10 protein-coding genes and 2 riboswitches are annotated in these 13,276 nt (G+C 70.0%); of the genes, 6 read left to right on the top strand and 4 right to left on the bottom strand.

What is annotated here, in order from left to right; all coding sequences use genetic code 11:
- Positions 1-141 precede the first annotated feature (141 nt).
- Genes CFB89_RS08075 through cobA form a run of 4 tightly spaced genes read right to left on the bottom strand, consistent with a single transcriptional unit; the run spans position 142 to position 3,268 of the window.
- Positions 142-1,446, bottom strand: coding sequence for a cobyrinate a,c-diamide synthase (locus CFB89_RS08075; RefSeq protein WP_089467417.1), 1,305 nt, complete (start codon positions 1,444-1,446; stop codon positions 142-144).
- A gap of 2 nt (positions 1,447-1,448) precedes the next feature.
- The gene (gene cobO / locus CFB89_RS08080; protein ID WP_089467418.1) at positions 1,449-2,051 is read right to left on the bottom strand and encodes a cob(I)yrinic acid a,c-diamide adenosyltransferase; all 603 of its coding nucleotides are present in this window, start codon (positions 2,049-2,051) and stop codon (positions 1,449-1,451) included.
- Positions 2,052-2,084: 33 nt separating this feature from the next.
- Positions 2,085-2,462 (bottom strand): cobalamin biosynthesis protein, encoded by a 378-nt coding sequence (locus tag CFB89_RS08085; RefSeq protein ID WP_089467419.1) that lies wholly within the window; start codon positions 2,460-2,462, stop codon positions 2,085-2,087.
- Complete coding sequence (gene cobA / locus CFB89_RS08090) at positions 2,459-3,268, bottom strand: uroporphyrinogen-III C-methyltransferase (RefSeq protein WP_179233387.1); 810 nt, start codon at positions 3,266-3,268, stop codon at positions 2,459-2,461. The genes CFB89_RS08085 and cobA overlap by 4 nt, the downstream gene beginning before the upstream one ends.
- A 109-nt stretch (positions 3,269-3,377) precedes the next feature.
- Positions 3,378-3,615, bottom strand: a riboswitch (cobalamin riboswitch).
- Between the two features lie 303 nt (positions 3,616-3,918).
- Between cobA and CFB89_RS08095 the strand changes: the two genes are divergently transcribed.
- From CFB89_RS08095 to CFB89_RS08125, 6 genes are all read left to right on the top strand, one after another.
- Positions 3,919-5,415 (top strand): EAL domain-containing protein, encoded by a 1,497-nt coding sequence (locus CFB89_RS08095; protein WP_179233388.1) that lies wholly within the window; start codon positions 3,919-3,921, stop codon positions 5,413-5,415.
- 82 nt (positions 5,416-5,497) lie between these two features.
- Positions 5,498-5,762: riboswitch (cobalamin riboswitch) on the top strand.
- 327 nt (positions 5,763-6,089) lie between these two features.
- Complete coding sequence (cobW, locus tag CFB89_RS08105; RefSeq protein WP_089467422.1) at positions 6,090-7,178, top strand: cobalamin biosynthesis protein CobW; 1,089 nt, start codon at positions 6,090-6,092, stop codon at positions 7,176-7,178.
- A gap of 6 nt (positions 7,179-7,184) precedes the next feature.
- Complete coding sequence (gene cobN, locus CFB89_RS08110; protein ID WP_089467423.1) at positions 7,185-10,994, top strand: cobaltochelatase subunit CobN; 3,810 nt, start codon at positions 7,185-7,187, stop codon at positions 10,992-10,994.
- The gene (locus tag CFB89_RS08115) at positions 10,991-12,076 is read left to right on the top strand and encodes an ATP-binding protein (protein ID WP_089467424.1); all 1,086 of its coding nucleotides are present in this window, start codon (positions 10,991-10,993) and stop codon (positions 12,074-12,076) included. Before cobN ends, CFB89_RS08115 begins: the two co-directional genes overlap by 4 nt.
- A 68-nt stretch (positions 12,077-12,144) precedes the next feature.
- The gene (locus CFB89_RS08120) at positions 12,145-12,753 is read left to right on the top strand and encodes a VWA domain-containing protein (protein WP_089467425.1); all 609 of its coding nucleotides are present in this window, start codon (positions 12,145-12,147) and stop codon (positions 12,751-12,753) included.
- Between the two features lie 62 nt (positions 12,754-12,815).
- A complete protein-coding gene (locus tag CFB89_RS08125; RefSeq protein WP_060172200.1) occupies positions 12,816-13,268 on the top strand; it encodes a YaiI/YqxD family protein in 453 nt (150 codons plus the stop codon).
- Positions 13,269-13,276 lie beyond the last annotated feature (8 nt).

Genomic DNA, 13,276 nt, shown 5'->3' on the forward strand with positions numbered 1-13,276 from the left:
CGACCATCGGCCCACTTAAGCGGGGCGAATGCAAAATGTACCGACATCTGTAGCCGCGCCCGTCGAATGCTGTAGTCGCTACAAAGCGACGTCCATCTCGACAGGCTTCGTGCCGCGTCATGCAGGCACGACATCGATCGTTCAGAACGCTTCCCCACCGAACAGCGCCACGACCGCATCCGGATTCGACGGCCAGTACATGTGCATGTACGTCGCGACGATCGCCTCCGCACAATAAACGGCTTCGCCGCTGCCGGCCGCGCCATCGGGCCGGATGGCGGTCGCGACCGGCGCCAGCGGCGTATCCAGCCGTGAATAATGAAACGTATGGCCGCGCATCGGCCCGGTATGCGTATCGAGCTGCTGCATGCCGAGCGCCGCGAACCGGCGTTGCATCGTCGCACGCCCCGGCAGCAGGCCGAGCATCGGCGTCGTCGAGCCGTCCACGTCGGTCAGCGATTCGCACAGATACACCATGCCGCCGCATTCCGCGACGATCGGCCTGCCGGCTGCCGCATGCGCGCGAATCGTCTGAGCCGTCAGGGCATTCGCCGCCAGCGTCGCCGCATGCAGTTCCGGATAGCCGCCCGGCAAAAACAGCGCGTCGCAATCGTCGGGCACGGGTTCGTCGGCGAGCGGCGAGAAGAACCGCGGCTCGGCACCGAGCGTCTCCAGCAACGCGAGATTGGCCGGATAGATGAACGAAAACGCCGCATCGCGCGCCACCGCGATCCGCTTGCCGGCCAGCGCGCGCGGCAGCGGCGCGGCCACGTCCGGTTCCGCGAACGCGACGGCAGGCGGCAACTCGGCGAGTGCGGTTTGCGCGAGCACATCGGCCGCGCGATCCAGCCGTGCATCGAGATCGTCGATATCGGCCGGCTGATGCAGCCCGAGATGCCGCTCCGGCAGCGCGATGCCCGCATCGGCCGGCACGTGCCCGAGCCAGCGCAACGCGTCGGGCAACGCCTGTTGCAGCAATTCCGCGTGCCGCGCCGACCCGACGCGGTTCGCCAGCACGCCGTGAAACGGCACCTCGGGCCGGAACCGCGCGAGCCCGAATGCGATCGCCGCGAACGTCTGCGCCATCGCCTTCGCCGAAATCACCGCGACGACCGGCACGCCGAACGCGACCGCGAGATCGGCGCTGCTCGGCGTGCCGTCGAACAATCCCATCACGCCCTCGATCAGGATCAGGTCCGCGTCGCGCGCGGCGTCGGCGAGCAGCGCGCGGCAACCGGCCTCGCCGACCATGCCGAGATCGAGCGCATGCACGGGCGCACCGCTCGCGCGTTCGAGCAGCATCGGATCGAGAAAATCCGGTCCGGTCTTGAACACGCGCACACGGCGGCCGAGCCGACGGTGCAGCCGCGCGAGGCCGGCCGTCACCGACGTCTTGCCCTGTCCGGACGCGGGCGCGCTGACGAACAGCGCGGGGCAGGCCGGCATGCTCAGAACTCCACGCCGCGCTGCGCCTTCACGCCTTGCTCCTTGTACGGATGCTTGACGAGCCGCATTTCGGTGACGAGATCGGCCGCATCGATCAGCGCATCGGGCGCGTGCCGGCCGGTGACGACGACGTGCACCGATTCCGGACGAGCCGTGAGCGTCGCGAGCACTTCGTCGAGCGGCAGGTATTCGTACTTCAGCACGGTGTTCAGCTCGTCGAGGATCACCATCCGGTAATCGCCGCTTTCGATCATCCGGCGCGCCTCGTCCCAGCCCTTGCGCGCGGTCGCGATGTCGGCGTCGCGGTTCTGCGTGTTCCACGTATAGCCGTCGCCCATCGTCACGAAATCGCACTCCGCGACCGCGCCGAGGAAATCGCGCTCGGACGTATGCAGCGCGCCCTTGATGAACTGCACGACACCGAGCCGCATGCCGTGGCCGAGCACGCGCACGGCCATCCCGAACGCGGCCGTGCTCTTGCCCTTGCCGTTGCCGGTGTGGACGATCAGCAGGCCCTTTTCCTGGGTGGCGGCGGCCTGTTTCTTTTCATGGCCGGCGCGGCGGCGTTCGGTCATCCGTTGATGGGATTCGGCATCGGTCTTCATCGGGAGTCGTCCTGTCGAAAGCGGAATAAAGGTTCAGAGCGGGCCGGCGAGCGCAACCGTCACGCCGCCCAGAATGGATTTGGGGCCGAGCAGCCGGCCATGCGGCGCCGCGAGCTGCGCGCACGGCTCGGCCACGCCGGCGACGCCGAAACGCGCAAGCGCGGCCGCCGACGGAGCGCTCGACGCGCATTCGGAACAATTCGCAATCCGCGCCGCATCGAACGCGACGAGCGGCCAGCCGCGGCGCGCGCACAGCGTGCGCAGCGCACAGGCGCGCGCCTTGTCGGCGAGCGTCGCGACGAGCGCCGGTTCGGCGGCCGGATAGCGCGCGAGCGCGGCGCGGATCGCGGCATCGAGTTGCGCGGCCGTGACGCCCGCGCGGAAACCGACACCGAGCGCGACGCGCATCATGCGCGGCCGCCGAGCGCCGCACGCACCGCCGGATCGTCGGCGAGCGCCGCGACGCGGCCGATCACGACGATCGCCGGCGAACCGATACCGGTTTCGGCGACGCGCTCGACGAGCGTATCGAGCGTCGCGAGGACGTGGCGCTGTTCGGGGCGCGTCGCGTTCTCGATCGCCGCGCACGGCGTGTCGCCGGGCAGGCCGCCGTCGCGCAGCGCCGCGGCAATCGCGTCGAGCCGGCGGATGCCCATGTAGATCACGATCGTCATGCGGGTGGCCGCGAGCGTGCTCCAGTCGGGCTCGTCGGCCCCCGCGCCGTGGCCGGTGACGAAGATCACGCCCTGCGCGTCGCCGCGGTGCGTGACCGGGATGCCGAGCGCGGCCGGCGCGGCGATGCCCGCGGTGATCCCGTTGACGACTTCCGCCGGGAAACCCGCCGCACCGAGCGCGATCAGCTCCTCGCCGCCGCGGCCGAACACGAACGGATCGCCGCCCTTGAGCCGCGCGACGCTGCGGCCCGCGCGCAGGTGCGCGAGCATCGCGGCGACGATCGCCTCCTGCGGCGTCGACGCATGGCCGCCACGCTTGCCGACGTGCTCGATCAGCGCATCGGCGCGCGCGTGGCGCAGCACGTCGGGGTTCACGAGATCGTCGACGAGCAGCACGTCGGCCGCGCCGATCGCGCGCACGGCCCTGAGCGTCAGCAGGTCGGCGTCGCCGGGGCCGGCGCCGATCAGCCACGCGCGGCTCATCGCGCGCGACACGGCGCGCACCGTGTCGAAACAGTGAAGCAGGGAGGGCGGGCGGCACATCGGCGGCCGGCGGGCAGGCAGTGCATGTCGGAACGGGCAAAATCCGCGCGAGCGCGGGGGGAATGCGCACCCGATCCGTTCCCCGCGGATCGGGCGTTCGGCGAGCATCGCGCTCGCCCCTTGCGTCGGCCGGTATCCGGGCTGGCCGCTTGCCAGGCCGCAGCCTTCCCGCCCGGTCGAAGGGCAGTGGCATCGCGGGCGGCCTGGGCGCACGCGCGGGAAAGCGCGTGGCGCGGGCGGCGTACCGTTGCGGGGACAGCACAGGCCGGGCGGATATCCGCCTCCTGTTTCCCGTTTAACTGCATGCACGGAATGCGCATGCGAGCACCGAACGCGGCGCATACGATAGCACAGCGTGCATCGGGCGCGAGGCCGGCGAACCGCGCCCGTATCCGTCCGGGACGCAATCCTTGGGAGAGCCATCGCGCATCCGTAATATTGGTGTGCAATCATCTGGCCGGCGTCATGAGCAAGGCTCAGCCTCGGGTGGCCGGTCGCACCAAGCTGACGAGAGTCATACCAAAATCGGCTCGCTCTGCCGGACCTGCAGGGCGATGGCCACTACCACTACATCGCGAAGTGCCGCGCCTATGGCGAACGTACGCAGATGGACAACCTCCAGTCGGGCCGGTTATGCACTCGCGATCGGCATGCTGGTCGTTTCGGCAGGATTGGCGCTGGAAGCGTGGCCGCTGGTCACGACGACCGTGCTGGCGCAATCGGTTGCCGGGCTGGGGACGCAAGTCGTGCAGCAGATCGACGTCGTGTTCGATTCGGCGGCCCGGACGCTTGCCGACGTGGATGCCTCGCCGTACGCGGACTGCTCGCCGCAGGATTTGCGCCTGTTGCGATCGGCTTCCGTGCAGTCGAAGTACGTCAAGGACGTCGGACGCCGGTCGGGCGCCGCTCTGCTCTGCACGACGATGCTGGGCATGCTGCCCAGGCCCTTTTCTCCGAAGCGGCAGCCATTCCGGCTGACCGACACGATGTCGGCCTTCTGGACCGTGCCGTTGTTGTCGAGCCCCGACACGCTGGGGCTCGTGGTCGCGGGAAGGCGGGCGAACCTGCTGATGGATCTGGACGCCTTCAGGGTACTGCCGCCGTCAGGCCTGCACTACTTGATCGGGCTCCGCGGCCACCCGACCGCGCGCGTCATCGGGCTCGACGCGCGCGGTGTCCCGGCGTACGTCGATGCCGGCCAGGTGCCGGGGTTTCGGGACGGCAAATCGTTCTGCTCGGCCCGCGTGCCGGTGTGCGCCATCGTCGTCGTGACGCCGCAAGCGCAGGCCAACGCCAGCCGGCACGCCGCCTGGCTGCTCGGGATCGCCGGCGGCGCGGCGGGCTGCTGCCTGGGGCTCGGGGCGCTGATGCTGCACCGACGCTGGGCCGCGCTTGCTGCGCAGATACGTCGAGCACTGGCAAACGGACAATTTGTCCTGCGCTATCAGCCGATCGTCGCGCTGGGCGCGTCGTCACGGATCGTCTCCGCCGAAGCGCTGATCCGCTGGATCGACGGGCCGGCCGCACCCGACGTGTTCATTGCCGAGGCAGAACGCGCCGGAATGATCGTGGACGTCACGGCCTTCGTCGTGCGCACCGTCCTGCGGGAGATGCGTGCGCTGTTCGACAACGCGCCGGACTTTCGCGTGACCGTCAACATCAGCGCGCCCGAGTTGCGGGACGGCAGCCTGATGGCGACGCTGGACAACTGCTGGCCGGCCGGATTGCCGCGCAAGCATGTCGGTTTCGAGCTGACCGAACGGTCGACCGTGGAACTGCCGGAAATTGTGCCGGCGCTTCGGCAATTGCGCGACCTCGGGCATCCCGTCTACATGGACGATTTCGGCACGGGCTACTCCAGCCTCAGCCTGCTTCAGCATCTTCCGATCGACTACATCAAGGTCGACCGTTCGCTGCTGCCGGCCACGCCGCAGCACGACCGCACCTCGATCATTCCGGAGATCCTGGCGATTGCCCGTCGGCTCGGGGTCGGCGTCGTCTTCGAGGGCGTCGAGACCCGTGAGCAGGCGCGCATGCTCGACATGCCGGGGCAGTCGGTCTATGCGCAGGGCTGGTATTTCGGGCGCCCCGATACGGTCGAAGCGCTGCAAGGCGCGATCACGGCGCAATCGCTGCGAACAGGCTGAGCATCGGACCGAAAACCCGGCCGCGACCCGCGCTCGCATGGGCTCCCGCACGGCTCGCCTTGACGCTCCCGGCCCCGCCGCCTACACTCGCACGCGTTTTGGTGCTCGCGCGCGCCGCTCCGGCGCGTGCAGTTAAACGGGAAACAGGGAGCCTGCCTGCACCGCAGTCGAGCCAACCTGTGCTGCCCCCGCAACGGTAAGCGAACGCGTCGCGCGCAAGCGCCACGCAGCGCCGCTTCGCCGCATGCCCCGCGCATGCGGACGACCGCCACTGGATGCCGCGCATCCGGGAAGGCGAAGCGGCGTGTTCGTCAGCCCGGATACCGGCCTAAACGTTGGGGTTCAGCGCCGCGGGGAGGCGGCGCATCGTCCACGGCCGCAGCCGGCCCGACGCCCGGTGTTCGATGCTTGCTCCGCCCATCTGCCGCCGCACGCACGTGCGCGACCGGCGCGGCGAACGGCAGGCGACGCGGGCGAGGCAGGCGGCAGCCGTGTTGGCATTCACGATGTCGACCGTTCGCAAGGAAGCACCATGCCCGATCCATTGTTCCGCCCGTCCCGCGGCTGTCCGGCCGGACTGCGCGGCGACCTTCCCGCGTACCGCCCCGTGAATGGCCGCGCCGCCCCCGACGCGACGATCCCGTCCTGATTCCCTCTTCGACACCGGACCTACCATGACCCTACGCAAGCTGCCCGTCACGATCGTCACGGGCTTTCTCGGCAGCGGCAAGACGACGCTGATGCGGCACATCCTGCAGCACGCCGAAGGCCGCCGCATCGCGGTGATCGTCAACGAATTCGGCGAGCTCGGCATCGACGGCGAAATCCTCAAGGGCTGCGGCATCGGCTGCGACGATGCCGACGGCGCCCAGGGCGAGGCCTCGGGCCAGTTGTACGAACTCGCGAACGGCTGCCTGTGCTGCACCGTGCAGGAGGAGTTCTATCCGGTGATGGAAGCGCTCGTCGAGCGCCGCGCGGACATCGATCACGTGCTGATCGAAACGTCGGGCCTCGCGCTGCCGAAGCCGCTCGTGCAGGCGTTCAACTGGCCGACGATCCGCAACAGCTTCACGGTCGACGCGGTCGTGACCGTCGTCGACGGGCCGGCCGCCGCGAGCGGCCAGTTCGCGGAAAACCCGCAGGCCGTCGACGCGCAGCGTCGCGCCGATCCGAACCTCGACCACGAATCGCCGCTGCACGAATTGTTCGCCGATCAACTGTCGTCGGCCGATCTCGTGATCGTGAACAAGGCCGACCTCGTCGGCGACGCCGAATTCGCGCAGATCGAAACCGCGATCCGCGAGGAAATCCCGCCGCAGGTGAAGATCGTGCGCGCGACGCGCGGCGAGCTCGATCTCGCGATGCTGCTCGGCCTCGAATCGGCGTCGGAGGACACGATCCACCTGCGTCACGACCATCACGGCTCGGCCGACGACGGCGATCACGATCACCATCACGACGATTTCGATTCGGTCGTGGTGTCGGGCGACGCCGGCACGCGCGAAGCGACGATCGCCGCGTTGCAGCGGGTGGTCGAAACGCACACGATCTATCGCGCGAAAGGCTTCGCCGCGCTGCCCGGCGCGCCGATGCGGCTCGTGATCCAGGGCGTCGGCCGCCGTTTCGACAGCTATTTCGACCGCCGCTGGCAGGACGGCGAAACGCGCGCGAGCCGCTTCGTGCTGATCGGCGAGGATCTCGACGCGGCCGCGCTGCAACGTGCGTTCGACGCCGCGTGCGCGGCCGAGCCGCAACAGGCGTAACGCACGATGCATCTGTTGCGCACCACGCCGGGCGGCTTCGTCGACGATACGCAAGGCGTCGTCCGGATCGACCAGCAGCCGGCCGACATCGTGATCCTGAGTTCGGCCGACACGACGCTGTCGCTGCTCGCGAGCGTCGTGCCGCACTTGCCGGCCGGGTTCCCGAGCGTGCGGCTCGCGAACGTCACGTTCCTGCGTCAGCCGGCGTCGGTCGATTTCTACGTCGACGACGTGCTGCGCCACGCGAAGACGGTCGTGATCGATCATCTCGGCGGCGAAGCGTACTGGCCGTACGGGATCGAGCAGGCCGTGTCGCTCGCGTCGAAGCGCGGGCAGCAGCTCGCGATGTTCTCGGGCGACTTGCAGGAGGACCCGAACCTCGTCGCGAAGAGCACGGTCGAGGCCGAGCTGTGCCGGCTGTGGTGGCGCTACCTGCGCGAAGGCGGCGTGCACAACGCCGACGCGCTGTTGCGCAGCATCGCGTTTCACACGCTCGGGTTCGGTGAAGCACCCGAACCGCCGCGCCCGCTGCCGGCCGCCGCGCTGTATCACCCGGCGCGCGACCGCGCGAGCGTCGACGACTGGCGGCCGCGCTGGACGCCCGGCGCGCCGGTCGTCGCGATCCTGTTCTATCGCGCGCACTGGCAGGCCGCGAACACGGCCGTGTTCGACGCGCTGGCCGATGCGCTCGTCGACGAAGGATTGAATCCGCTGCCGATCGCGGTGACGTCGCTGAAGGACGCGGTGAGCCGCGAGGTCATCACGCAGCTGTGCGATACGCACGGCGTCGCGCTCGTGCTGAACACCACCGCGTTCGCGGCCGGCGCGATCGACAGCCCCGAGCACGACGTGCTGGCCGGCGACGCACCGGTGCTGCAGGTGATCCTGTCCGGCGGCAACCGCGACGCATGGGTGGCCGACAACCAGGGCCTGCATGCACGCGACATCGCGATGCACGTCGCGCTGCCCGAAGTCGACGGGCGCATCGTCACGCGCGCGGTGAGCTTCAAGGGGCTCGCGTATCGTTGCCCGCACACCGAGGTCGACGTCGTGCGCTACCAGCCGGACGCGGAGCGGATCGCGTTCGTCGCGGCGCTCGCGCGCGGCTGGTGCCGGCTGCGTACGCTGGATAGCGCCGACAAGCGCATCGCGCTGATTCTCGCGAACTATCCGCAAAGCGAAGGGCGGATCGGCAACGGCGTCGGGCTCGACACGCCGGCCTCCGCGCTGCGCGTGCTCGCGGCGCTGCGCGATGCGGGCTATACGGTGGCCGACCTGCCGCCCGACGGCGACGCACTGATTGCCCAACTCACCGAAGGCGTGACCAACGATCCCGCCGTGCGCACGCTGCGTCCCGCGTTTCAGAGTTACGCGCTGGCCGACTACGTCGTGCGTTTCGCGCGGCTGCCGGCGGCCGTGCGCGACGCGCTGAACGAACGCTGGGGGCCGCCCGAAGCCGACCCGACGCTGCGGCAACAGCGCTTCACGATCGCCGGCTGGCGCGCGGGCAACGTGTTCGTCGGCATCCAGCCGTCGCGCTCGCGCGACGAGAACGACTATGCGAGCTACCACGATGCCGACCTCGTGCCGCCGCACGCGTATCTCGCGTTCTATTTCTGGCTGCGCGATGCGTATCGCGTCGACGCGGTCATCCATCTCGGCAAGCACGGCAATCTCGAGTGGCTGCCGGGCAAGAGCGTCGCGCTGTCCGACGCGTGCTGGCCCGACCTGACGCTCGGGCCGCTGCCGCACCTGTATCCGTTCATCGTCAACGATCCGGGCGAGGGCAGCCAGGCGAAGCGCCGCGCGCAGGCCGTGATCGTCGATCACCTGATGCCGCCGCTCACGCGCGCGGAAAACTACGGCCCGCTGCAGGATCTCGAACGACAGGTCGACGAGTACTACGAAGCGCTGATGGTCGATGCGCGGCGCGCGAAGCTGCTGCGCAAGACGATCCTCGCGACGATCGCCGAGCATCGTCTGCATGACGAACTGAGCGTGTCGCCGCCGCGCGATGCGGGCGACGAGGATGCGCTGCTCACGCGCGTCGATGCGTGGCTGTGCGAATTGAAGGAAGCGCAGATTCGCGACGGATTGCACGTGTTCGGCGCGTCGCCGGTCGAGCGCCAGCGGCGCGACACGCTGCTCGCGCTCGCACGCTTCCCGGTTGGCGACGGCAAGGGCGAACGGGCCGGCCTGATCGGCGCGCTCGCGCGCGATCTCGCGCTCGGCGACGATTTCGACCCGCTTTCGGCCGACTGGGCCGCCCCGTGGACGGGGCCGCGGCCGGCCGTGCTGCAAACGCTCGACGCGTCGCCGTGGCGTCATGCGGGCGATACGCGCGAGCGGCTCGAACGGCTTGCGCAGCATTGGCTGAACGCCGTGTGCGGGGCCGCTTCGGAAGATTCAGGCATCGACATGCCGCCGCCCGGCGAATGGCAGCATACGCTCGCGGTGATCGAACGCGTGCGTTCGACGCTGTTGCCCGCGCTCGACGCGTGCGGCGGCGAGGAAATGCGGCAGTTGCTGCGCGGGCTCGACGGCCGCTTCGTGCCGCCGGGGCCGAGCGGCTCGCCGTCGCGCGGCCGTCCCGACGTGCTGCCCACCGGCCGCAATTTCTACTCGGTCGATACGCGTGCGGTGCCGACGCAGGCCGCCTGGTCGCTCGGCCTGAAATCCGCGCAGCAACTGATCGAGCGCCATCTGCAGGATCACGGCGACTATCCGCGCGCGATCGGCTTGTCGGTGTGGGGGACGGCCACGATGCGCACGGGCGGCGACGACATCGCGCAGGCGTTCGCGCTGCTCGGCGTGCGGCCGAAATGGGCGCACGGCAGCCATCGCGTGACCGACTTCGAGATCCTGCCGATCGAGATCTTCGACCGGCCGCGCATCGACGTGACGCTGCGCGTGTCGGGTTTCTTCCGCGATGCATTCCCGAACCTGATGCACCTGTTCGATGCGGCCGTGCAGGCGGTCGCCGCGCTCGACGAGCCCGAGGCACTGAACCCGATCCGCGCGCGCATCGAGCGCGAACGGGAGAAGTGGGTCGCGCAGGGCGTGGCGCTCGATGAAGCACGGCGCCGCGCCGGCTGGCGCGTGTTCGGCGCGCGGCCGGGCAGCTACGGCGCGGGCCTGCAGGACCTGATCGACCAGCGCCGCTGGCAGACCGACGCCGATCTCGCGGATGCCTACCGTCAATGGGGTGGCCATGCGTACGCGCAGAACAGCGCGGGCGACGCGGCGCACGACGTGTTCGGCGAGCGGCTGGCGACGATCGACGTCGTCGTGCAGAACCAGGACAGCCGCGAGCACGACATCCTCGATTCGAACGACTACTACCAGTTCCAGGGTGGAATGACGGCGGCCGTGCGGCACCTGTCGGGGCAGCAGCCGAGCATCTATCACGGCGACCATGCGAACCCGGTCGCGCCGAAGATGCGCACGCTGCGCGAGGAAATCGCGCGCGTGATCCGCTCGCGCGTCGTCAACCCGAAATGGCTCGACGGCGTGAAGCGTCACGGCTACAAGGGCGCGGCCGAACTCGCCGCGACCGTCGACTATCTGTACGGCTATGACGCGACCGCCCGTGTGCTGTCCGATCACCAGTACGCGCTCGTCGCCGACGCGTACCTGTTCGACGACGCCACCCGCGCGTTCCTCGAACGGCACAACCCGAAGGCGCTGCACGGCATCTGCGAACGCTTCGTCGAAGCGATGCAGCGCGGGCTGTGGCAGCAGCCGGGCCACTATCGCGAGCGGATCGAAGCGATCTGGCTCGCCAGCGAACAACGTCAGGAAGGAGAACGGCGATGACCGATCCGACGACGCACCGCGCCCGCGCGGTTTTTCCGTTTGCGGCCCTCGTCGCGCAGGACGCGTTGCAGCAGGCGCTGCTGCTTGCCGCGATCGACCCGTCGCTCGGCGGCGTGCTCGTCAGCGGCCCGCGCGGCACCGCGAAATCGACTGCCGCGCGCGGCCTCGCAGAGCTGTTGCCGGAAGGGCAGTTCGTCACGCTGCCGCTGTCGGCGAGCGACGAGCAGGTGACGGGCACGCTCGATCTCGCGCATGCGCTGGCCGAAAACGGCGTGCGCTTCCGCCCCGGCCTGCTCGCGAGGGCGCATCTCGGCGTGCTGTACGTGGACGAAGTGAACCTGCTCGCCGACGGGCTCGTCGATACGCTGCTCGACGTCGCCGCGAGCGGCGTGAACATCGTCGAGCGCGATGGCGTGTCGCATGCGCACGACGCGCGCTTCGTGCTGGTCGGCACGATGAATCCCGAGGAGGGCGAGTTGCGTCCGCAACTGCTCGACCGCTTCGGGCTGATGGTCGAGCTGGAGAATTGCTTCGACGCCGCGCAGCGCGAACGGATCGTGAAGGCGCGTCTTGCGTTCGATCTCGATCCGGACGCGTTTCGCGCGCGTCACGCGGCTGCCCAGCGGGAGCTCGCGGAGCGGATTCATGCGGCGCGCGCGCGACTGCCGACGCTGGATTTCGACGATGCGGTCCACGCGCGCGTCAGCGCGCTGTGCATCGACGCGGCCGTCGACGGATTGCGCGCCGATCTCGTGATGCTGCGTGCCGCGCGGGCGCTGGCCGCGCTGGAGCAGGCCGACGCGGTGACGGTGTCGCATGTGGCGCGCGTGGCCGAAGCCGTGCTTCGGCATCGGCGCCATGCGGGGCCGCCGCCGTTGCAGCAGTCGCCGCAGCACGACGGTGAGCGCGACGATCGTGTGCGGCCGGATACACCCCGGCAGCCTGACAAGCGACAAGGCGACACCGACGACAAAGCGGCCGACGCGTCCGCATCGCAAGGCGACTGGGGCTACCTGCCGCCCGAACCGGCCGGGCTGCGCGACGTGAAAAGCGTGGTGCCGCTGCCGCTAAAAAAACGCTGAGCCATCGAGCCGGCGCCGCCGCGAACGGGATTCGCGGTCCTCGATGGCAGGCAGGCGCGGCCGCGCGCGTGCCGGGCACGGTGCGCGCCGGCACGGCCGTCGCGTGGCCGGCGACGCTCGCCGCGAAACGCGGCGGCCCGCTGCATCGCGAGCATCTGCGCTACGGCAAACGCGCGGGCGCGCCGCACGCGCTGCATTGCTTCGTGCTCGACTGTTCGGCGTCGATGTTGTCGCACGAGCGGCTCGCGCTCGCGAAGGGGCTGATCGTCGCGTATTTCGATCAGGCCGCGCGCGAGCGGGTCGAAACCGCGCTGGTCTGCTTCGGCGGCAACGGCGCCGCGCGGCGCTTCGGTCCGGCCGTGCCGCGCTGGTGGAATGCGCGCTGGCTCGAACCGGTCGACGGTGGCGGCGGCACGCCGCTCGCGGACGGTATCGCGACCGCCGCGCGGCTGCTTGCCCGCGCCGCTCGCCGCGAGCCCGGCAAGCAGCGCTGGCTGTGGGTGCTGTCCGACGGGCGCACGCGCGAGATGCCGGCCAAACCCGCGGCGGCCGATCACGTCGTGTTCGTCGACTTCGACGATGCGGCCGTGCGGATCGGGCAGGGCGCGCGGCTCGCCGCGGCGTGGGGCGCGCAGTGGGTGACGGCCGACGCGCTGCGCACGGATCTCGCCGGCTGATGGCCGGCACGGCGGTGCGCTATGATCGGCGTTTGCGCTTCTGCCCACTGGAAACTCCCGCCATGCAAGTACTGGTCGATGCCGACGCATGTCCCGCCGTCATCAAGGACATGCTGTTTCGCGCCGCGCGTCGGGCCGAAATCCGCGTGACGCTGGTCGCGAACCAGTTTCTGCGTACGCCGCCGTCGCCGTTCATCAAGGCCGTGCAGGTGCCGGCCGGCTTCGACGTGGCCGATGCGCGCATCGTCGAGCTGGCCGAAGCCGGCGACCTCGTGATCACCGCCGACATCCCGCTGGCCGCCGCCGTGCTCGACAAGGGCGCGCACGCGCTCGACCCGCGCGGCAACTGGTTCAGCCGCGAGAACATCGAGGAACGCCTGTCGACGCGCGCGATGATGGACCAGTTGCGCAGCGCGGGCATCGACACGGGCGGGCCGGCGCCGTTCAGCGCGCGCGACGGCAAGACGTTCGCGTCGCAGCTCGACCGGTTCCTCGCGCGGCACGGCAAGCCGTAACGGCATGC

Origin of the sequence: Burkholderia sp. AU16741 (assembly GCF_002223345.1) — a bacterium.
Classification (GTDB): Bacteria; Pseudomonadota; Gammaproteobacteria; order Burkholderiales; family Burkholderiaceae; genus Burkholderia; species Burkholderia sola.